This is a genomic window from Chitinophaga sp. MM2321, from assembly GCF_964033635.1.
Classification (GTDB): Bacteria; Bacteroidota; Bacteroidia; order Chitinophagales; family Chitinophagaceae; genus Chitinophaga.
In genome coordinates this window covers 6,337,492-6,357,751 of the sequence record NZ_OZ035533.1, presented here as the reverse complement: position 1 = coordinate 6,357,751, position 20,260 = coordinate 6,337,492, and the positions used below count along the sequence as shown (strand labels likewise).

16 protein-coding genes are annotated in these 20,260 nt (G+C 45.0%); 5 read left to right on the top strand and 11 right to left on the bottom strand.

Features of this window, described 5'->3' with window-relative positions; genetic code table 11:
• Positions 1–60 precede the first annotated feature (60 nt).
• From ABQ275_RS24980 to ABQ275_RS24955, 6 genes are all read right to left on the bottom strand, one after another.
• A complete protein-coding gene (locus tag ABQ275_RS24980) occupies positions 61–1,266 on the bottom strand; it encodes a quinol:cytochrome C oxidoreductase (RefSeq protein WP_349315871.1) in 1,206 nt (401 codons plus the stop codon).
• A 44-nt stretch (positions 1,267–1,310) separates the two neighbouring features.
• Complete coding sequence (locus tag ABQ275_RS24975; protein WP_349315870.1) at positions 1,311–1,919, bottom strand: cytochrome c; 609 nt, start codon at positions 1,917–1,919, stop codon at positions 1,311–1,313.
• A gap of 83 nt (positions 1,920–2,002) precedes the next feature.
• Positions 2,003–2,596 carry a DUF3341 domain-containing protein gene (locus tag ABQ275_RS24970; RefSeq protein ID WP_349315869.1) on the bottom strand — a complete coding sequence of 198 codons (594 nt, stop codon included), beginning with the start codon at positions 2,594–2,596 and terminating at the stop codon, positions 2,003–2,005.
• 48 nt (positions 2,597–2,644) lie between these two features.
• Positions 2,645–4,081 carry an NrfD/PsrC family molybdoenzyme membrane anchor subunit gene (gene nrfD, locus ABQ275_RS24965; protein ID WP_349315868.1) on the bottom strand — a complete coding sequence of 479 codons (1,437 nt, stop codon included), beginning with the start codon at positions 4,079–4,081 and terminating at the stop codon, positions 2,645–2,647.
• A gap of 116 nt (positions 4,082–4,197) precedes the next feature.
• Positions 4,198–7,257, bottom strand: a complete 3,060-nt coding sequence (locus tag ABQ275_RS24960) for a TAT-variant-translocated molybdopterin oxidoreductase (RefSeq protein WP_349315867.1) — start codon at positions 7,255–7,257, stop codon at positions 4,198–4,200.
• A 121-nt stretch (positions 7,258–7,378) separates the two neighbouring features.
• A complete protein-coding gene (locus ABQ275_RS24955; RefSeq protein WP_349318807.1) occupies positions 7,379–8,608 on the bottom strand; it encodes a c-type cytochrome in 1,230 nt (409 codons plus the stop codon).
• Between the two features lie 490 nt (positions 8,609–9,098).
• Here ABQ275_RS24955 and ABQ275_RS24950 point away from each other — a divergent pair, with 490 nt between their 5' ends.
• From ABQ275_RS24950 to ABQ275_RS24940, 3 genes are all read left to right on the top strand, one after another.
• Positions 9,099–9,848, top strand: coding sequence for a copper resistance protein NlpE N-terminal domain-containing protein (locus ABQ275_RS24950; RefSeq protein WP_349315866.1), 750 nt, complete (start codon positions 9,099–9,101; stop codon positions 9,846–9,848).
• 37 nt (positions 9,849–9,885) lie between these two features.
• Complete coding sequence (locus tag ABQ275_RS24945; RefSeq protein WP_349315865.1) at positions 9,886–10,452, top strand: phosphoribosylglycinamide formyltransferase; 567 nt, start codon at positions 9,886–9,888, stop codon at positions 10,450–10,452.
• A 104-nt stretch (positions 10,453–10,556) separates the two neighbouring features.
• On the top strand, positions 10,557–11,228 hold the full coding sequence (locus ABQ275_RS24940; RefSeq protein ID WP_349315864.1) for a hypothetical protein: 672 nt from the start codon (positions 10,557–10,559) through the stop codon (positions 11,226–11,228).
• A gap of 1 nt (position 11,229) precedes the next feature.
• Here ABQ275_RS24940 and ABQ275_RS24935 read toward each other — a convergent pair whose 3' ends face one another.
• Together ABQ275_RS24935 and ABQ275_RS24930 are read right to left on the bottom strand one after the other, a co-directional pair.
• A complete protein-coding gene (locus ABQ275_RS24935; RefSeq protein ID WP_349315863.1) occupies positions 11,230–13,689 on the bottom strand; it encodes a TonB-dependent receptor domain-containing protein in 2,460 nt (819 codons plus the stop codon).
• 179 nt (positions 13,690–13,868) lie between these two features.
• On the bottom strand, positions 13,869–14,270 hold the full coding sequence (locus ABQ275_RS24930) for a MerC domain-containing protein (protein WP_349315862.1): 402 nt from the start codon (positions 14,268–14,270) through the stop codon (positions 13,869–13,871).
• A 272-nt stretch (positions 14,271–14,542) separates the two neighbouring features.
• On the opposite strand from ABQ275_RS24930, the gene ABQ275_RS24925 reads away from it, so the two are divergent.
• Positions 14,543–15,169: an SCO family protein gene (locus ABQ275_RS24925; RefSeq protein ID WP_349315861.1), complete on the top strand. Its 627-nt coding sequence runs from the start codon at positions 14,543–14,545 to the stop codon at positions 15,167–15,169.
• 13 nt (positions 15,170–15,182) lie between these two features.
• Complete coding sequence (locus ABQ275_RS24920; protein ID WP_349315860.1) at positions 15,183–15,617, top strand: transcriptional repressor; 435 nt, start codon at positions 15,183–15,185, stop codon at positions 15,615–15,617.
• Between the two features lie 116 nt (positions 15,618–15,733).
• On the opposite strand, the gene ABQ275_RS24915 is transcribed toward ABQ275_RS24920, so the two are convergent.
• The 3 genes from ABQ275_RS24915 to ABQ275_RS24905 all read right to left on the bottom strand — a co-directional run bounded on the left by ABQ275_RS24915 (position 15,734) and on the right by ABQ275_RS24905 (position 20,213).
• A complete protein-coding gene (locus tag ABQ275_RS24915) occupies positions 15,734–17,446 on the bottom strand; it encodes a M3 family oligoendopeptidase (RefSeq protein WP_349315859.1) in 1,713 nt (570 codons plus the stop codon).
• 282 nt (positions 17,447–17,728) lie between these two features.
• Entirely contained in the window at positions 17,729–18,397 is a 669-nt protein-coding gene (locus tag ABQ275_RS24910; RefSeq protein WP_349315858.1) for a DUF5606 domain-containing protein, read from the bottom strand.
• Between the two features lie 94 nt (positions 18,398–18,491).
• On the bottom strand, positions 18,492–20,213 hold the full coding sequence (locus tag ABQ275_RS24905; RefSeq protein WP_349315857.1) for a lamin tail domain-containing protein: 1,722 nt from the start codon (positions 20,211–20,213) through the stop codon (positions 18,492–18,494).
• Positions 20,214–20,260: the final 47 nt, after the last annotated feature.

Here is a 20,260-nt window from a genome sequence, read left to right as displayed (position 1 = left end):
TGCTATATGAAATAATTAAGTTATCTAATGCTTTTCTATTGCCTAATCTCCGTCACACGCTTAGGTGTGGTGAACGATACTTTCTTTCAGATATGGATGATTTTTCGGAACCAGAGAAGCTTTAGTAAGCTGGTTGGCAACCAGGAAAATGATCAGTCCTACGAAACCCAGTCCGAGACCGAATTCATACCAAGGGAATACCAGGGATTTTACGGTAGCCGGATAAACCATCTGCCAGAAATCCAGCCAGTGACCGAAAATGATCACAATAGCGATGAATACAATGGCAGTATAATTACGTTTAGTATCTCTTTTCATCAGGAACAACAACGGAGCAACAAAGTTGATCAGCAGGTTCAGGAAGAAAATCGGTCTCCATTCGCCCCATACACGTGGCTGGAAATATTCTGTTTCTTCCGGCATGTTGGCATACCAGATCAGCATGTACTGGGAGAACCACAGGTAAGTCCAGAAGATGCTGAAAGCAAACATGAATTTACCCAGATCGTGCAGGTGTTCTTCATTTACAAAAGAAAGGTACCCTTGTTTTTTCAGGTAAACAACGAACAGTGATATCAGTGCCAGACCGGCAACCCAGGTGCTTGCGAAAGTATACCAGCTGTACATGGTAGAGAACCAGTGTGCATCGAGGCTCATCAACCACATCCATGGAGTGGTAGAGCCTACGCTCAGAGTATATATTACCAGGAAGCCGCCACAAATAACGGTATTTCTCCAGAGCAGTTTGCGGCCGGTTTCAGGACGCAGATCCCATCCATCTTCTTCGATGGACATTTTACGCAGTTTCAGCGTAAACCAGATCCACAATGCCAGGGTGATAACGGTAGCAGTTGTGAAGAAGCTTTTACTCAGGAAAGGAGCTTTCCAGGAAAGGATCTTATCTTCCGCAACGTGGTGTGCATTTACCCAGTGGTAAACTTCATCTTTCCCGCCAAACACCAGGATCATTACAATTACAAACAAGATGGCAGACAATGCAGGTACTGCCATTGAAATAGCTTCAGGAATACGACGGAAGGCAATTTGCCAACCACCATGCGCCAGGGTAGTAGCTGCTATAAAGAAGGTACTGGCCAATGTAATCAGCAAAAAGTAGCTGCTGTTTTGCAACAGACCGGCCCAGAACCGTGCCGCGTTCTCACCTCGAAACGCAATTAATCCGATCAATAAAGTCAGCAAGCCCACGCCCATTAACACGAAGCTGGTCCTTTTTAATCTTGCCGGTACTACAAATTGGTCTTTCATTACTGTATATTAAAATACTTGATTGAAATTCAGTTTTAACTCTCTTATTTAGCTGCCGCGCTATCTTTAGCAGGAGCCGTTTCAGCAGAAGGCTGGGCTACTGCACCAGGCTGTTTGCTCTTTATATAAGCAGCAATCTGCCAGCGTTGTGCTCTGTCGAGCTGACTGGCGTAGCTACCCATCATGTTATAGCCATAAGTCATTACGTGAAACAGGCGGCCTTCTGTGTAACCGGATTTTGCACCGGCAACCAGGTTGGCAGGGGCTGCGGGGTAAGGGCCGTCGCCACCTTTATAAAGAGGTCCGTTGCCATCCAGCGCAGTACCGTGGCAAATGCCGCAGTAAATATTGAAAATACGCTCTCCTTCTTTCAGATCTGCCGGTGTAATAGCCAACGGATTCTTCACCAGATTCGCCAGCGCCGTATCTGATTCTTTCAGATGGTATGGCAATAGTTCACCTCTTTTTACTGTTCCTTCCACTGGCTTAAGGCCTGACAAACGAGCACTGTAAAATTCATACGCACGGGATTGATACATGTCGGGCATATAAATCCTGCCGGGCTTTCTGTTGTGCTCCCCCTTATTACAGGCTGCCAGGAAAGCTCCAGTTGCCAATGCGGCTACAATCAATATGTTGGAAGTCCTTTTCATCAGAAATTATTTATCTAGCTTTCATTAGTTCTTGCTTGCTCAAATCCTAATGTCGCAACTGTATATTTTAGCTGTTATTGTAATTAAGCGTTTGTGGTCTGGACCTGACGGAGATAAGGCTCATCATCCTTATCAAACCTTCCGAACCACCATCCTGCTTCAGCCCGCTGCTCATTGATCTCATGTGCACCTGCAGCAGCAAGGAAACTCTTCACTTCCTCGGCATTGGTTTTTTCTGTCAGTTCAATAACCATTACAAACTTGTCATCTGTCTGTCTGGGGTGAAAAATGTGTTTTTTCACGCCTGGCATGATCTGGCAAAGCCAGCAGAAAGTATATACCATACCCACTGCTGAAAATAATACCGTCAGCTCAAAGGTGATCGGAATAAATGCCGGTAACGGGAAATGTGGTTTACCACCAATATTCAGCGGCCAGTCTACATTAAATACCCAACTCATGAAACCTAATGCCGTAGTGGTACCTGTGATGCCGTATATGAAACCTGCTGTATGAAGGCTGGTTTCTCTTAAACCCATTGCATGATCAAGGCCGTGAACAGGAAAAGGAGTGTATACATCGTGCAACTTGTAGCCGGCGGTACGTACTTTTTTTACCGCTGGAAACAACACTGCCTCATCGTCAAACAAGCCTACAACAAAATTTTTAACAGCCATATATTTAAAAATTCAAATTCCAAGTAATTAATTCTGTCTATTCATCTTTTAGTGTGCATGTGCTGCATCATGAGCAAACTTCTCCGGTGTCTCTTCTTCGTATACTTCCATTTTCTCTTTAAAGTTTTCTCCGGAAGTTTTCAGGATTGCCTTGATTTCTGCCAGCGCAATTACCGGGAAGTATTTGGCAAACAGGAAATAGCAGGTGAAGAACAAACCGAATGTACCCATGTAGAAACCTACTTCAGGCCAGGACGGACGATAGTATGCCCAGCTGGATGGCAGGTAATCGCGGTACAGGGAAGTACAGATGATTACAAAACGTTCAAACCACATACCGATGTTCACAATAATAGACATGATGAAAGTCACGGTTACGCTTCTTCTCATTTTGCGGAACCAGAATACCTGCGGTGTAACAACGTTACACGTCATCATGATATAGTAAGACCAACCCAACGGACCGGCAGCACGATATTTAAAGAAGGAATCAAATTCGTAAGGGTTAGCGCCATACCATGCCATGAATAACTCAGTCAGGTAAGCACAACCTACAATAGAACCCGTCAGTACAATTACCTTGTTCATGGCCTCCATATGGCCCAGGGTAATATATTCTTCCAGGTGTAATATTTTACGTGTGATGATCAGCAGTGTTTGTACCATCGCAAATCCCGAGAAGATCGCACCCGCCACAAAGTAAGGAGGGAAGATGGTGGTATGCCAACCGGGAATTACGGAAGTGGCAAAGTCAAAAGATACAATCGTGTGTACAGACAGTACCAGTGGTGTAGCCAGACCTGCCAGTACTAATGACAGCGACTCATGACGTTGCCAGTGTTTGGTAGAACCTGTCCAGCCAAAAGAGGCCACACCGTATAATAACTTGCGTAATTTAGTTTTAGCCCTGTCACGAACGGTAGCGAAATCCGGTAACAGACCAGAGTACCAGAACAACAGGGAAACGGTAAAGTAAGTAGAGATCGCAAATACGTCCCAAAGGAGCGGGGAGTTAAAGTTTACCCATACTGAACCACGGGTATTAGGATAAGGCAGGATAAAGAACGCCATCCATACACGACCCATGTGAATAATCGGGAACTGGCCTGCGCACATTACCGCAAAGATGGTCATGGCTTCTGCCGCACGGTTCACCCCTGTACGCCAACCCTGGCGGAACAAGAGGAGGATAGCGGAGATCAGTGTACCGGCGTGACCAATACCTACCCACCATACGAAGTTGGTAATATCCCAACCCCAACCCACAGTTTTATTCAGGTTCCACACACCAACACCGAAATAGATCTGCCAAAACACTGAGAATGCACCAAAGCCCAACAGTGTCAGTGAAATAAAAAAGCCTACATACCACAATTTCCCAGGCTTCCCTTCAATGGGACTGATGATATCTTCCGTTACCTGGTGATAATCCTTAACCCCGTCTACCAAAGGTTCTCTCAGTGTGGATTCGTATTTTAAATTCATATTCTATAAGCTTTAGCTGCTAGCTTCTAGCTACTAGCCCTTGTCTTTTGTTATGATCTCAGATTCTGTGACTTCTTACTCTGTCTTTTCTCTTAACGATGACCTGTTAAAAGATATTAAGCGTGATGCGCTTCTTCCTTATGTGCAGATTCTGCTTTAGGAGCGGCATCTTTATTTCTGATCTTAGCCAGGTAGCTGATAGAAGGCAGTACGTGTGTTTCTTCCAACACATAGTACATTCTTTCTGTTTGCTCCTCGTTACGGATCTTGTAGATTTCGCTATTCTTATCGTTGATGTTACCAAAAACGATCGCATCAGCACCGCAAGCTTGCTGGCAGGCAGTTTTAGCAGCACCATCTTTCATTGGGTGACCTGCTTTCTTCGCATCCAGTTTAGCTTCCTGCAAACGCTGCACACAGAATGAACATTTTTCCATCACACCACGGCTACGAACCACTACATCAGGGTTCAGTACCATACGGGTGAGGTTATCGTTCATATCAGCTACATCATACAGGTTATTTTCAAAGCTATCAGCACCATTCCAGTCTCTCCAGTTCAGGCGACGCACTTTATAAGGGCAGTTATTCGCGCAGTAACGGGTACCGATACAACGGTTATAAGCCATCTGGTTAAGACCTTCAGAACTGTGGTTGGTAGCACCTACCGGGCAAACGTTTTCGCAAGGCGCGTTATCACAATGCTGACACAGCATTGGTTGGAACACTACTTCCGGATTGTTTTCATCACCACTGAAGTAACGATCGATACGGATCCAGTGCATTTCATGCGCTTTGATCACTTCTTCTTTACCTACAACAGAAACGTTGTTTTCAGCCTGACAGGCAATTGTACATGCACCACAACCAAAACAGGTGTTCAGATCGATGGACATGCCCCATTTGATACCTGGGTAGCTGTAGTTAGGATAAAGGGTAGCATCCTTACGGAAATCTTTACCGAACTTCTTCAGCTCTAACCTGTCTGCGTTTACTTCCACCGGATTCTTGATGAATTCTTCGAGGGTAGTTTCTTTAACGATAGGACGGCCTTCGTAGCTATTATGGGTTTGTGTTAAACCAATTGGATATTTTTCGCCGGTAGCTTCAACAGTAGCATCGATAGAGAAGTAATCGCGTGTCTGACCGTTGGAGGCAACCAGTGGATAAGCATTTTTACCGATTAAGCCGGCAGCTCTGCCTGTATTGGTGCTGTGACCGTAACCAACTGCAATGGCAACTACATCAGGATGTATGCCCGGAACAATCAGCAGCGGCAGCTCGATTTCCTTACCGTTGGCTTTTATTTTCAGTACTTTTTTATCAGCATTGATTTCGTAATCGTCTCCCAGTTGCATGGAGAACTTCTTAGCGAGTGTGTTGGAAACACAGGCGTAGTTGTCCCAGGTAGCGCGGGTGATTGGATCAGGCATTTCCTGCAACCATGGGTTGTTAGCCAGTTTACCGTTACCGATCGCTACTTTTTCATACAGTACCAGTTCGTATTGACCACCTTTCTTACCGCTGTTGATTTTAGCAGCAGCACCGGCTATATCACCGGCGAAAGAAGCACCACCTAAAGCCGGAGCAGTAGCTGGTTCAACAATACCGTCCTGCAATGCTTTGTCCCATGCTTCCTGGCTGCCCAGTTTGCTGATCCATTCATTTTTCAGGTAATCGGCCCAGATGGTAGTGTTACCAGCCCAGGTGAGTAAGGTATCCTGTACCGCACGTGTTTTGAACAGCGGCATGATAGTAGGCTGTGCAAAGCTGGTGTAACCTGCTCTTGCTTCTGCATCATTCCAGCTTTCGAGGAAGTGATGATCAGGCGCAATATATTTACACAGCTCAGTAGTTTCGTCTTGTCTGTCGTTGAAGGATACAGCCAGTTTCACTTTTTTCAGTCCTTCTGCAAACTTCTGTGACTCGAAATAATCGTAAACGGGGTTAGCGCCGTAAACCAGCACAGCACCAATGCTGCCTGCATTCATGTCGCTTACCAGTTGCGTCATATCGCTGTCGATACCCTGACGGTAGTTAGCCGGAGATGCCCAGTCGATAGTAGTACCATTAGCGCCTACGATATTGTTGATGGCGTTAACGATCAACTGTACGTTTACATCGTTGGAACCGCTTACTACCAGTGCTTTACCGGTGTTAGCTTTCAGTTCCTTCGCTGCTTTGGCGATCCCTTCTTTTACGCGTGCATCTGCAATAGCGGGTGCTGTAACGCTACCACCTACAGCAGCCAGCAGCGCCAGTGCGATGGCACCGGTTTCTGAAGGTTTGTGTGTATATCTTTCGTCCGCGTTTGCACCGGTCAGGCTCATCGTGCTTTCGAACTGGAAGTGTTTGGACATTTCCGGTTTTTTAGCATTGATTTTACGTGTTTGTGCAAATTGACGGGAGTATTCAACCGGGTTGAGCCAGGTTCCCAGGAAATCGGCACCCAGACTTACGATCGCTTTGGCATTGTCAAAGTGATAGGAAGGGATGGTTCTTTTACCGTAGGAAGCTTCGTTGGCCTGCAGCATGCCGGAATAGGACACTGCATCGTATACAACGTGGCGGGAATTAGGGTATTTACCCAGGAATTCGCCGATCACTTTTTTAGTAGACGGGCTGAGAATAGAAGAGCTCAATAAAACAACAGGAGCACCGCCTAATCCGGCTAGTGCTGCACCTATTTGTTTATCCAGTTCTGCCCAGGTCGTTTCCGTACCGCCGATCGATGGGAAACGCAGGCGGGCTACGTCGTACAGGCTCAATACAGCGCCTTGTACTTTTGCTGAGGTAGCACCATGTGTGATGGTAGACAGCGTATTACCTTCTATCTTGATGGGGCGGCCTTCGCGGGTTTTCACCACTAACGGCACATATTCACCATCAATAGAATAAGAGGAAGCATAATAATTGGCTACGCCGGGTGTTATTTCTTCCGGTTTGTTTACGTAAGGAATAGCTTTCTGTATAGGTGTTTCACAGCTGGCAGCAATAGTAGCAGCAGCCGTGGTGAAACCCAGGTACTTCAGAAAATCCCTGCGGGGGGTAGTAGCATTCAACAGGCCTTCACTCTCAAATGGCAATTCTTCACTGAATTCGTTCTTCACAATTTCCTGATGCGCATCGGTATTGTGCAACTCCTCCAAGCCTTTCCAATACTTTTTTTGCTCCATGTTATATTAACGAGTTACGTTTATAAATTTGATATCTTCTGAAACATTTTCAAATTTTCTGATCCCGAAATTTTTGCATTTAAATCTCAACCTGAAAAAATGAAAAATTGCTAATTCCTTCCTAGTAGTGACATTTTTGACATTCAGTACCACCCACCATCTCAACAGTTACGCTATCGATCTTCTTATCCTTTATGTCCTGATGAAGTTTCTCGAAAATGCTGTAATAGTTATTATCTGCAAACTGCACTTTGGTAGTACGGTGACAGTTGATACACCAGCCCATAGACAGGTCGGCGAACTGATGTACTTCATCCATTTCGGTGATGGCACCATGACAGGTCTGGCACTGTTGCTGACCGGCCACTGTATGTTGGGAGTGGTTGAAGTAAACGTGATCGGGCAGGTTATGGATCTTGGTCCATTCAATCGGTCTGCCTGGTTTGGTATATTTACCTGCTTCAGGATCCCATCCTACATAATCATATAATTTGTGGATTTCTGCTGTACCATCCACTTTTTTTCCTTCAGCGGTAAACAGCTCAGGACCAGCGTATTCTTTGATCGCCTTGTGACAGTTCATACAGATATTTTCGGAAGGGATCATAGCATGCTTGCTCTTCTCTGCGCCGGCGTGACAGTACAAACAGTTGATCTGGTTGATACCCGCATGCACCTTATGGCTGTAGAAGATCGGCTGCTCAGGCATATAGTCTTTCTGACGACCCAGCCCGATAGCTCCGTTAATAGTGAAGTAACCACCTACCATGAACAACACCAGAATAAACAGTGCGATGTAAGCTTTATTTTTATAAAAGGGGATCGATTCAGGGGTAGCAGTACCTTCTTTATCATTAGCAAGCTTGTTCAGGTTACTATTGATCTGCATCAGGATAAGTGCTACAACAGCCAACACCAGTGTAATAATACCAAAGAGGAGACTATTGTCACTGCCTTTGTCTTTAGCATCTGCAGCAGTAGCGCCGGCCGCAGGGGCAGCACCACCTGGTATTTTAACCTCCTCTACTTTAATATACGCCAGGATGTCGTCTATCTCCTCGTTACTAAACGCAGGGAAAGCCGGCATCGCATTTTTGTTATACTCAGCGAAGAGATCATTGGCGTACTTGTCGCCGGAAGCGAGGACAGAAGCGGAGTTATGAATCCACTGGTGCAATAATTTCTTATCTGGCCACCTATCCTCAACCCCTTTCAGAGCGGGACCTGTCAGCTTCTTGTGGACATTATGGCATGAAGCGCAATTTTGCTGAAATATTGCTTTACCCTTCGCTGGATCCGCAGCCTTAACTGAAGAAAACGGAATTACTATACTAGCGCATAGAATAAGCACACTCACAAAATGCTTGCGCAAAAGAATGGAAACACGACGATACACAGCCTATATAGTTTAGATTTGACCTAAAGTTTCTTAAAAGTGCGAGCAAAAATAAGACACAATGTTGACAATTTATCAACAATTATAAAATTAATTGCCTTAAATGATCTTCGATTTTGCCTGGCCCCGGCGCGCAAATTATGTTGAAAGCCTTTATGGTAGCCAACTACGTCACGCCGGTAAGTAAATCCGCTCCTGAGTTAATATTTTCTATGAGGTTGATTTTCTTTCTGGCGTAATACGCTTACACGTAATGTGGTGTAAGCTTTCCCGGGGATATAATATATATAGATGCAGATCAGAATTAAATAGTGGTCCCCTATATCCTTGCTTATATATAATATATTATGTACCTCCGCCTGTAATTCTCTGCGAGAATGCTATTTTTACCAATATAACCTGTTACCGGACCAGAATGTTCAATCTGCCCATAAAAAACATTCCCATGTACAAACTTATCTACTTATCCGTTTTTATAGCCGTTTTGGCCGCCTGTAATAACAATACCACCCCAGGCACCCAGGGCGACAGCACCGCTGCAGCTACTCCCGTCAAAACCGTCATTAAACCTGTTACCGGCACCTACCAGGGTACACTTCCCTGTGCAGACTGCCCCGGTATGGATTACCAGGTAACCCTGTTTGACGACCACACCTTTAGTGAACTTGTTGCCTACCAGGGCAGGGGACTAGGCATTGCACAGGTAGAAACCGGTACCTGGAAGCAACTCAGTGATTCTACCGTTCTGATAGAAAAGAAAACAGACAGCAGCTCATTCCTGGCCGCAGACGGCAAACTGCTCCTGCTCGACCGCGAGGGCAAACGTATTGAAGGGGCGCTGGCCACTAACTATGTCCTGAAACCAGTGGAAGGCGGCGACCGCCGCGCCCAACTGGCAGAAAAAGCAAAAGCAGGCATCCTCTTCTCCGCCCACGGCAACGAACCCGGTTGGGCCCTGAACCTGGAACGCAAAAAACTCCTTTTCTATACTATGAACGGAGATAGTGTACAGGTAGCTCTCCCGGCGGCCCGTCCCAATACTGATACCCTGAAAGTATATACCACCCCGCAGATCACCATCCAGATCCGCAATACCATGTGTATGGACGACATGAGCGGCCTCATGCAACCTAACACCGTGGATATACAAATCAAGGACAAAGTGTACCACGGCTGCGGACAATACATAAAATAAAGAATTACTTTTGCGCCAATAAAATAAATCAGGAGACTTGAAAAATATCGTCCTATTCGCGTCAGGCGCCGGAAGTAACGCGCAAAAGATCATAGACCATTTCAGAAATTCAGATAAAGGCAGGGTTTCGCTGATTGTTTGCAATAGACCCGGGGCGGGTGTTTTAGCAATTGCCGAACGTGAAGGCATTCCCAGTATATTAATAGAAAAAGACAAGTTCCTTCATACGGATACTTATATACAAATATTAAAGGAATACCAGACAGACCTGGTTGTACTGGCTGGCTTTTTATGGAAAATACCTGTCAACCTCGTACAGGCTTTTCCCAACCGTATCATCAACATACATCCTGCGCTGTTGCCGAAATTTGGAGGCAAAGGCATGTATGGGCATTTTGTACACGAGGCGGTCATCGCTGCCGGCGAAACAGAAAGCGGTATCACGATTCATTTCGTAAATGAAAAATATGATGATGGGGAAACAATCCTCCAGGAACGTTGCATCATCACCAAAGAAGATACACCGGAAACGGTAGCCCGCAAGGTGCAAGCACTGGAACATCAATGGTTTCCGGTAACTGTGGAACGATTATTGTCGATTTAGCGGCCAGATTTTTGCAGTTAACTTTAGGCTGTAGCTGTTATCTTTATACTAATAACTAACAGCTACAGATTCAAATCTGATCGCCAAAAGCCATCTACAACTGTATGAAAAAGACATTGCTACTTACTGGCCTGTTCAGCTTACTTATTCTTTCCTCCTATGCACAGGACGCAGCAAAGCCATTTCACAGGAATACCTATCTCAAGGTAAATCCTACTACGTTGATCAATGAACTGGATATCTCCATTGAACAGGAAATATCCGATAAAATAAGTGTGGAATTAGGCATCAGCGGTATTTATACAGACTATCCCGATTATGTACTCTCCAAAAAAATAGATATCGGGCAGAAGAAACCCGATATCAGCACCGAACAATTTGTAGACGGCCGCGGCCTTGGATTCAGAGCCGGTATACGCTGGTACCTCATTTCAAGGGAAACAATGCCTTCACGCGCAGCGGGCACTTACTTTCAACCCGTTCTTTTCTATAAAAAAGTATTCTACTCAAACGAAGACATCGATTTTAATAATACTACCTACACCAACTCCGGCTCCAAAGATGTATTCGGATTACAGCTTTTACTGGGCCGCCAGTTTACAAAAGATAAACTGGTGCTGGACCCCTACATCGGTATTGGTGTACGCAGCAAGATCTACAATTATAAAAATTACGACAATACGGATACCGGCGTACACCGCAACGATGGCAAGCTGGTGAGCGTACTCCCCAGCCTGCAACTAGGTATCAAGTTCGGATTGAACCTGCGTAAATAAGCTAAAAAGGCACCATCACTTTAGCACTGAAATTTCTTCCCATATTATAAATACCCAGGTGTCCTCCGGGAGAAGCACTGTAATATTCAAAATATTTCAGGCGGTTCATGTTGGCCTGATAAGCAGTGTTGAACACATTATCCAGCTGCAGGAACAACTCACACACCGTCTTGCCCTTTTTGTTGGTAATGCCCGTACCCGCACCCACATTAAACAGCGTATATCCTGCTGTAAATGTTTCGGTATCATCTACCCCGTAAAAATGAGATTGTGCTGCAAAACGATCTGCTTCCACACGGCCGTATATTTTGGAAAATACCCCAACAGTACGTTGTGCTGTAGCCCGCAGTTCTGATCGTATATGCATCGGCGGTATAAAGGGCAGATAGCGCACCAATGTACCATGTGAACGAATCAACTCCTCATTCCGGTTCAATCCCTCCGTATAGGCGATACTGTTATTCATGGTTAACCAGGCGATAGTACGCGGATGAAGGTTAACACTTACCTCTGCACCATACAACCGCGCCCTGGATTGCTGATAGCTATACGTTGTATTTCCTGGTACTATTACTACCGGATCACCATTATCGTCGTATAGCCGTGACTGATAGATGTAGTTATCAATATTATTATTAAATATCTCCACGCTGATATCCAGATCGGGCAGATAAGCCAGGAAGCCAATATCTTCCTGTAAACTAAACTCCGGTTTAAAACCGCGGTTGCCCAGGTATACAATATGTGCGCCCGGATCCAGGCCATTGGAGCCGATTTCAGTAATGTTTGGCGCGCGGTATCCGCGTGCAATATTGGCTTTGAACAGTACACGCTGGCTCAGGTTATAGGTAAATCCAAGACTGCCGGATATACCGGTGTAATTGTGCCGGAAGGAAGGAAACTGCAATACTGCATCAGCAGTATCCGGCAGCTGCGCATGTTGCTCAAAACCATTTTCCTTATTGATGCCCACATAAAAATCATTCCATCGTATATGCCTGCTGTCATAACGGATCCCGCCGGAAACATCCAGCTTTCCGATTGATTTTTTAGCAAAGAAAAAACCACCGATATCAAACAGGTTATAATCAGGGATCGGAAAATTAGTGCCGTCTTTACTCCGGTTTGACTGGTACATACCGTTTACACCTACCGTAGCTTCTATTCCTTCCAAAGCAGGAAGATTATACCGCACATCATAGTTTAGTGTATTGAGCACCACGTAGAGTCCAGGCTGGACAGGCACTTCCGGGTGATTATATTCCCGGCGGATACTGCGCTGCAAACCAATAGTTGTATTTATATCTCCACTACCAACTATCCATTTTGTATGATTATATACCCGGTAATGCTGGATGCGCTGGTGCAATGGATTGAGTGTGTAAGTACGCAATTCATTTTCCGGCACAACAGGGCGGTTTGTGATATCATCGGTTTCGTTTACCTGCCTTGTAAACTTTCTTGTCAGCGAATCCCGGCTACCATCAGGGATTTCCTGCATATTATCGTACAGGGTGGCGCCCCATTGTGAGTACCCCCACGACTTATCCACCCTCGCCAAAGCAGAAAGATTATATTCTTTGAACGCGGTACCGTAAACAAATCCGTCAATTTTATTCCGATAGTTATGTGCTGCTTTGGCAGTACCCCGCAATACAAATTTCCAGTCATGCTGTTGATATGCCAATCCCAGCGAAGAGCCGGCCATGCCATTGTTGCTATGATAGTCTGCCAGGAAGCTGCCTGCCAGTTTTTCTTCTTCCACTACCGGAATATCCGGGATCATATTGATCACGCCCGCCAGTGCATCAGAGCCATAAGTAAGACTGGCAGGACCTTTCACTACTTCCACCCTGGAAATACCGTATTGATCTATTTCGATACCATGCTCATCTCCCCATTGTTGTCCTTCCTGTCGTATACCATCATAGAGTGTAAGTACCCTGTTATATCCCAGGCCGCGAATAAAAGGCTTGGAAATATTGGGGCCGGTAGTGACAGCACTTACACCTGGAATACCTTTTACAATAGCATCAATCAGGTTGCTGTTCACGTTCATGTTCATTTCTCTTTTACCTATAACGGCAATGGGTATAGGATTTTTACGAACAGCTGTGGCGCGGGAAACACCGGTTACCACTACTTCATTTAATTTTGAAAGATCTTCTTCCAGTGAGATGTTCAGCACAGTGGTTTCGCCCGCGCTGATACTTCTTTTAAGTAGCAGTGGCTGGTATCCCAGCATAGATATTTTTATTTCGTAGGTACCGGGTTTAATATTCGTCATGATAAAAAAACCATACAGATCGGCTGTGGCACCTGTACGTAGCGCAGGCACCGAGATGCTGGCAAATTGTACAGGCTTGCCGGCAGCAGTGATGCGGCCTTTCAGCATACCTCCCTGCGCCTGTGATAATAAAGCTGGAATAAGAGCAAACAGTAGTGTAAATAAATGTTTCATACGCAATAAGAATATAGATGAAGTAACCGGCAGCATTCAGGGGTAGTAGCAAATGCATGCTTATCCGGTTACCTTATATTATTTTCAACGAAACTATACTCTTATTTTATACTTGCCTCAAATATTATTTAGTCCAGCCTAAATAACTGAAAAAGAAGAACTTTTTCCATATCTGATTGTTAATGTGGTTCGTGTATTCTACACTGCTTACATTGACGGTGATTCAGCAAATGCGCCGCGATGATAGCAGCAGCGCCTACACTGATGATAAAGGCCGCCCAGGCAGTTGCTACCGGCCAGAAATGCCCAGCGAGCAGCAATATAAATCCCGACGCAAACAGCAACAGTGGCTGCAACCGGCGGTGGTACCGGTAATACCCTCTTCCCAAGGCTATACATCCAATGAGAAAGGAGCCTGCCAATAATCCATACTCCAGTTGTTCATTTTCCAGTAATTCCACTCCCAACAGGGGAAGTGCTGCAAATAATAATGGCAACAGCGCACAATGAACAGCACAAATCAAAGAAGCACCAATCCCTACAGCATCCAGGTTCATCCGCCGTAATATATTCTCTCCCATACCTCCGTTTTTCTTTCCGGAAACAAATCTAAAACAATTTGCAACAATGTTGCAAATAAATCTTCCTAATTTTAGCATGTGAACTATTTTTTAACGGCAGGAACCAGGATGTGCAGTACAGTAAAAAAAGTTTTTAATGAGATAAATTACCAATTGCAGCATATATAAGCACTTGTTAATCTATCCCAAAAAAGCAGTGTTCCGCTTCATTGATGTGCATCTGTGAACTATATCCTACCTTTGTATATTGAACGAAAAAAGGGATTTTACCTATGTCAAAGAAAGCGATAACATTGATTGTATTTTTTGCGGTATTGAGTGTGGGTTTCCTCGGATATGCCGGTTTTTTGATTAAAGCAGACAGGGGAACTTTTCTGGGTAAGGAAAAATTGCCGATCCTGGGCGCTCCCGGTCACGTTGTTCAAGGGTTTTCCTTTACTGACCAGGAAGGTAATACCCGGACAAAAGAAGATGTAAAAGATAAAATCTATGTGGCCGAATACTTCTTCACTACCTGCACGGGTATTTGTCCGAAGATGAATGCCAACATGGAAAAGATATACGCAAAATATAAGAACAAACCTGATTTCCTCATCCTCTCACATACCGTAGATCCTGAGCACGACAGTGTTCCGGTATTAAAAGCCTATGCAGCCAAACATGGCGCGGACGCCAAAAACTGGTGGTTCCTGACCGGCGATAAAAAGCAGCTGTATGCACTGGCACGCCAGGGTTACCTGGTAGATGACGGTACCTACACCGGAGAAGATGATTTTGTGCACACTCAATGGTTTGCACTGGTAGATAAAACAGGACAGGTACGCGGTCTCTACGAAGGCACCAAACAACAGGATGTAAATAAGCTGATCGTAGATATAGACCGTTTAATGGAAGAATAAAGTTTTTTTCATCATGGGCACCAAACAACAAATAACAGAAAGAATAGGCGTTTTATTAAGGGATAGTAAACTGAGTGTTACAGATACCAGGACCAAAATACTGGAACTGTTCATGAAAAGCAATGGCGCACTGGAACACAGTGACTTTGAAAAGCTGGCCGGTAAATCATTTGACCGCGTTACCGTATATCGCACCTTACAAACATTCCTCGATAAAGGTATTATCCATAAAATACCTACTTCAGATACTTCCGTAAGATATGCCGTGTGCAAATCGGAATGTTCTGAACACGACCATCATGATCATCATGTTCACTTTAAATGCGAAGCATGTGGCAATACCCTTTGCCTGGATGAAACAGATATCCCACAAATCCAATTACCTAAAGGCTATGCCGTTCACAATGTGGAAGTGATTGTAAGCGGGGTGTGTAAAGCATGTAAATAATTTACGGATTTACGATTTTTTGATTTTGAGATTTGAAATGCAGCGAAGATTATTTAAATATCGATCTCCGCTGCATTTCAAATCTCAAAATCAAAAAATCGTAAATCCGTAAATCATTATATTTTCTCTATCTCGCTCTTCACAAAATCAGCCAGTTCCTTTACATAAGCCGGAGAAAAATCAAACCTGATACCAGCAGCTTTATATAGTTCGGGTAGTGTTTTGGTATTACCTAAACTTAACGCCTGTACGTAGTTATTGAGCGCCTGTGTTTTATTTTCCTTGTATTGTTTCCACATGGCGATGGCACCTAATTGCGCAATACCGTATTCAATGTAATAGAAAGGTACTTCAAACAAGTGCAGTTGTTTTTGCCAAGTAATAGCACGATAATCTTCATGCCCTGTCCAGTCTACCACAGCAGGGGAGAACTCCTGTAAGATCTCCAGCCATTTGGCGGTACGTTCTTCCGTTGTATGTTGCGGATGTTCATAGATCCAATGCTGGAATTTATCAATGGTAGCAATCCATGGGAATATAGTAATGGCGCGTTCCAGTTGTTGTAAACGTGCACGGCGTAGTTGTGCTGCATCATCGAAGAAGATGCTCCAGTGATCCATGGTAAATAGTTCCATGCTCATGCTGGCTACTTCGGCGATTTCCATCGGGTATTCCTTGAAGGCACTTAGCGGCAGGTTGTGGCTCAGGAAAGAGTGTACCGCATGGCCACCTTCATGTACCATGGTGGTGAGGTCTTTCATTTGCCCGGCAGCATTCATAAAGATAAACGGCACACCGGTTTCAGACAGCGGACAGTTATAACCGCCCGGCGCCTTGCCAATACGGCTTTCCAGGTCCAGCCGGCCCATTTGTTTCATTACCCGTAAACAGTTGCCAAAGAAGGGGCCCAGTTCATCAAAAGTGGCGATGGCTTTTGTAACCAGTTCCTCACCTGTCTGGAATGGCTCGAGTGGCTTCACACCTACAGGTTCTGCTTCTGTATCCCAGGGCTTTAATGTATCCAGCTGTAGTTTTTCTTTTTGTTTTTCCAGGATCTGTTGTACCAGTGGTACGATATGCGCTTTGATGGCGTCGTGAAACTGGAAGCTGTCTTCTTTGGTATAATCAAAGCGGCCCAGTTCCACGAATTTATAGTCGCGGTAATTGGCGAATCCGGCATTCTTTGCTACCTGGTCGCGTTTCTGAACGAGGCCGGTATATAGCTGATCCAATGCAGCCCTGTCCTGTAATCTGCGGGCAGCTGTTTTGGTAAACACTTCTTCTCTCAGCGCACGGTCACTGTTTTCCAGGAACTTGGCAGCCTGCTGCAACGTATATTCCTGTCCGTTAACAGTGATCGTCATCTTGCCAGCTATCACACCGTATTGCTGTGCCATTACACTCAACTCAGCCTGAATAGGAATATTCTCTTCCCGGAACAGTTTCACCTGTTTTTCTACATTGCGGAGATATGTTTTATAGAGATCCTGATCCAGTCCTTTTACAAACGGTGTTTCCAGCAATTTTTTATTGAGCGCATCGGCATAGGGTTGCAGTTTGGGCTGTATCTCCATACAGAAGTAAGTGAAAGCTTCTTCCAGTTCTTTGCTGGTGGTATCGCATGTCATGCGGATCTGGCGCCAGCAAGCATCTTCGCTGATCACGGCTTCCAGCTCACTCATATCTTTCAACCATTGCTCCAGGTCAGCTACATTACTGATACTCCGTTCCTGCAATGCTTCGAAGTAGGGTAGCAGGGTTTCCCAGGTTGTTACTTTGAACGTCTCCGGCAAAAAGTGGCGCGGAAGTTTCTTTATATCTGCATTCATAGTCAATTTATTTTCGAATTTTCGGATTTCGGAATTTAGTGATTTTTGTGCTTTTAACAGCAGCTTTCTCCGCAGAAATTGCTCTTTCCCGGGTAACAATCAATAAATTCCTAAATGATTCAGGCTTCTATGCTACAGGAAATACCGGTAACATAGAAGCCTGAAATATTTTGGGATTTTTTTATTTTGAGATTTTTTTATTTACTGTGTAGCGAAGATTAACATTGAATAATAAATGTTGGTATTCGCTGCACGATAAATCTCAAAATCAAAAATCGTAAATTATTCTTCTGTTTTTTTCTTGCGGGGTTTCGCTACTTTCTTAGGTTCTTCGCCTTCAGCAGTAGGTTCACCTTCTTTTTTAGCTTTTGCTTTTTTGGGTGCTTTTTCTTCTGCACCTTCTTCGCCTTCTTCTTTGGTAGCTTTTTTAGCGCGGGGCTTTTTAGCCTTTTCATCGCCGGCATCTGCATCGGTGGTTACAGCCGGTTCAGCTTTTGCCTTTTTGGCAGCAGCCGGAGCAGCATTTTCTTCTTCCACTTCCTCTTCACCGTCAGCCAGGATTTCCTCAAATTTCAGCAAATCATTTGCTTTAAGGATACCAAACCATTTCACCATTTTCTTCATATCACTCACGTATACCCTTTCTTCATCGAATTCAGGGAATACGCTCTGGAAATAAGTTTTAATAGCCTTATTATCTGCTTTACCATCAGCCAAAGGAAAAGCAGCCGCTTTTTCGTCCATGGCTTTGAATACTTCAGCCAGGTTTACGTTTTCGCCGGTGGTGAATACTTCTATACTTTCCAGTGGAGTAAAATTATGCACGCGGGAAGATACAAACCTTGTACTTTTATCTTCCAGTGACCTAACGATAGCGCCATCTTGTTTGCTGGCAATTAACTGAAACAAACCGCCCAATCCGGTTACTGCAACAATTTCTCTGTACTGCATGTTCAAATTTTTAGGAAGCGCAAATATAAATAATTATAATAGATTGCCCGCTGACAAATTTTCACTAGAAAAAAGCCGTTAGCAGGGGGCCCCATTAATTCAACTTTCGTGCCATGACCAGGGCGTGTTTCCAGCGTTTCACCTGACCTTTGAGGTTAAATATCTCTATAAAAAATATATAAATCCCTGCTGGTAAAACTACTGTATTTTCTCCAAATCCATCCCAGTTTACAACGCCTTTATTTCCCAGTAAAATATTCCGGGCAAGATAACGTACCGGCCTGCCGCTGGCGTTATAAACAGTCACATTGCCGATCCAGCCAGGTTCCGGCAACAGGTACGACAGCACCGCCTGGTCATCAACGCCGTCGTTGTCCGGCGAAAAAATGGCCGGAGCCAGTGAAATATTCACCCCTGTTTCCGGTGCTGCCCACTGCTGCGAATTAGGATAACCGGGCGTAGCATAACCCGCAGTGGCAGCAGCAGATTGCCAGTTGTCCGTATCCGTTGCCGGCCTGTTATAATCCAGCCGTTCCAGCGACACACCTTTTAACTGGCTGGCCAACCGAAAATGCAGACTTATCGTATAAGGCACTTCATCCAGTACCAGGCTGTCGGCACGCAGGAGTACCACGGTACCTTCTTCTACCGGCATCGTAGGCAGACTACTTACCTCCGCTATGCTTTCCAGGGATTTACAGGTGTAATACGCGCATAACAGGTCGGCATATGTAGTTAAGGCCAGCAGTTGTCCCGGTAACAGAATATGGCCTTCCGGTGCTATATTTTTAATGATGTCCAGGTTGCCGGCCGCCTTTCTGGCGCATATGCGCACCTGTTGCAGGTCTATCACTTTATTGCTACGGTTATATAATTCAATGAACTTTGGAATACCGGGTGGCGGATTAAACAACACTTCATTTATAACCAGGTCCGATGCTTCCGGTAATTGTGGAAGCCCAAATGCAGCCGTATTTTTTAAACCGCTCTCAGGGCCACCACAACTGGTTACGCCGGTTACAGTTACATTATATACCCGATCCGGCTGCAAGGCAGCGGATAATTGCAGGGTGACTGTATTAAATAATGGCGGCGTTACCGTGACGGCTGTTACAGATCCGTCACTCAGCTGGTAATGCGCAGGATCCGCGGCCACCAGGCTGTCTACCGTTTTACTGAAGTGCAGGATAATGTGCTGGCTGTCCGCCACCGCTACGTAGTACAGGTCCGGGCGGGAAAAATCAGTGGTGATAGCTGCGGCAGCATTGTAAGTACCGGGTGTACCACCGGTAGCGGAAAGGGAAGCGCACCAGTTTATTTTACCACAGCAGGGACAGGCAGCATCGATCATTTCCAGGCTGAATCCTCCCTTATCCTTGCTGGTATTGGCATACCAGGATTTATTATATGCCACCGCGTGTATAACATTTTTGTTTTCATTATACAACGTTACCAGTCCACTATCATCTGCCAGCGCGGGAAAACGGTCTACACCCACTATATTGGTAATAGGGTAACTACTCACAGCGGCGGGTGCACATAAAAGGAGTAAACCGCCCGGCTGCAGCAAATAAGCCGGCAGCACGGCTTCCCGCTTGTTTACACCCAAGCGCCAGTTTTGTAATTGTACAGGCTTACTGCTCCTGTTTCGTAACTCCACGTATTCGTATGGTGGCAATCCTGCTACAGGAGCTGGTTTAGGCATAATTTCATGAATAACAATATCATAAATGGCGGGTGCGGAAGAATCCTTCCACATCGCGGGGGCTGCAAATGCCTGTAGTAGCAGGCTTGCGCAAACAATGGGGGTATACATACTTTTCAATTTTGGGGTTACTCAAACCTACTTACAAAAATCCGGCA

What these genes read in the sequence shown, in the direction of transcription:
- nrfD (WP_349315868.1), bottom strand. Translation starts at nt 4,081, where the DNA reads ATGAATTTAAAATACGAATCCACACTGAGAGAACCTTTGGTAGACGGG.
- ABQ275_RS24920 (WP_349315860.1), top strand. Translation starts at nt 15,183, where the DNA reads ATGGGCACCAAACAACAAATAACAGAAAGAATAGGCGTTTTATTAAGG.
- ABQ275_RS24925 (WP_349315861.1), top strand. Translation starts at nt 14,543, where the DNA reads ATGTCAAAGAAAGCGATAACATTGATTGTATTTTTTGCGGTATTGAGT.
- ABQ275_RS24930 (WP_349315862.1), bottom strand. Translation starts at nt 14,270, where the DNA reads ATGGGAGAGAATATATTACGGCGGATGAACCTGGATGCTGTAGGGATT.
- ABQ275_RS24905 (WP_349315857.1), bottom strand. Translation starts at nt 20,213, where the DNA reads ATGTATACCCCCATTGTTTGCGCAAGCCTGCTACTACAGGCATTTGCA.
- ABQ275_RS24935 (WP_349315863.1), bottom strand. Translation starts at nt 13,689, where the DNA reads ATGAAACATTTATTTACACTACTGTTTGCTCTTATTCCAGCTTTATTA.
- ABQ275_RS24915 (WP_349315859.1), bottom strand. Translation starts at nt 17,446, where the DNA reads ATGAATGCAGATATAAAGAAACTTCCGCGCCACTTTTTGCCGGAGACG.
- ABQ275_RS24970 (WP_349315869.1), bottom strand. Translation starts at nt 2,596, where the DNA reads ATGGCTGTTAAAAATTTTGTTGTAGGCTTGTTTGACGATGAGGCAGTG.
- ABQ275_RS24910 (WP_349315858.1), bottom strand. Translation starts at nt 18,397, where the DNA reads ATGCAGTACAGAGAAATTGTTGCAGTAACCGGATTGGGCGGTTTGTTT.
- ABQ275_RS24950 (WP_349315866.1), top strand. Translation starts at nt 9,099, where the DNA reads ATGTACAAACTTATCTACTTATCCGTTTTTATAGCCGTTTTGGCCGCC.
- ABQ275_RS24960 (WP_349315867.1), bottom strand. Translation starts at nt 7,257, where the DNA reads ATGGAGCAAAAAAAGTATTGGAAAGGCTTGGAGGAGTTGCACAATACC.
- ABQ275_RS24980 (WP_349315871.1), bottom strand. Translation starts at nt 1,266, where the DNA reads ATGAAAGACCAATTTGTAGTACCGGCAAGATTAAAAAGGACCAGCTTC.
- ABQ275_RS24975 (WP_349315870.1), bottom strand. Translation starts at nt 1,919, where the DNA reads ATGAAAAGGACTTCCAACATATTGATTGTAGCCGCATTGGCAACTGGA.
- ABQ275_RS24940 (WP_349315864.1), top strand. Translation starts at nt 10,557, where the DNA reads ATGAAAAAGACATTGCTACTTACTGGCCTGTTCAGCTTACTTATTCTT.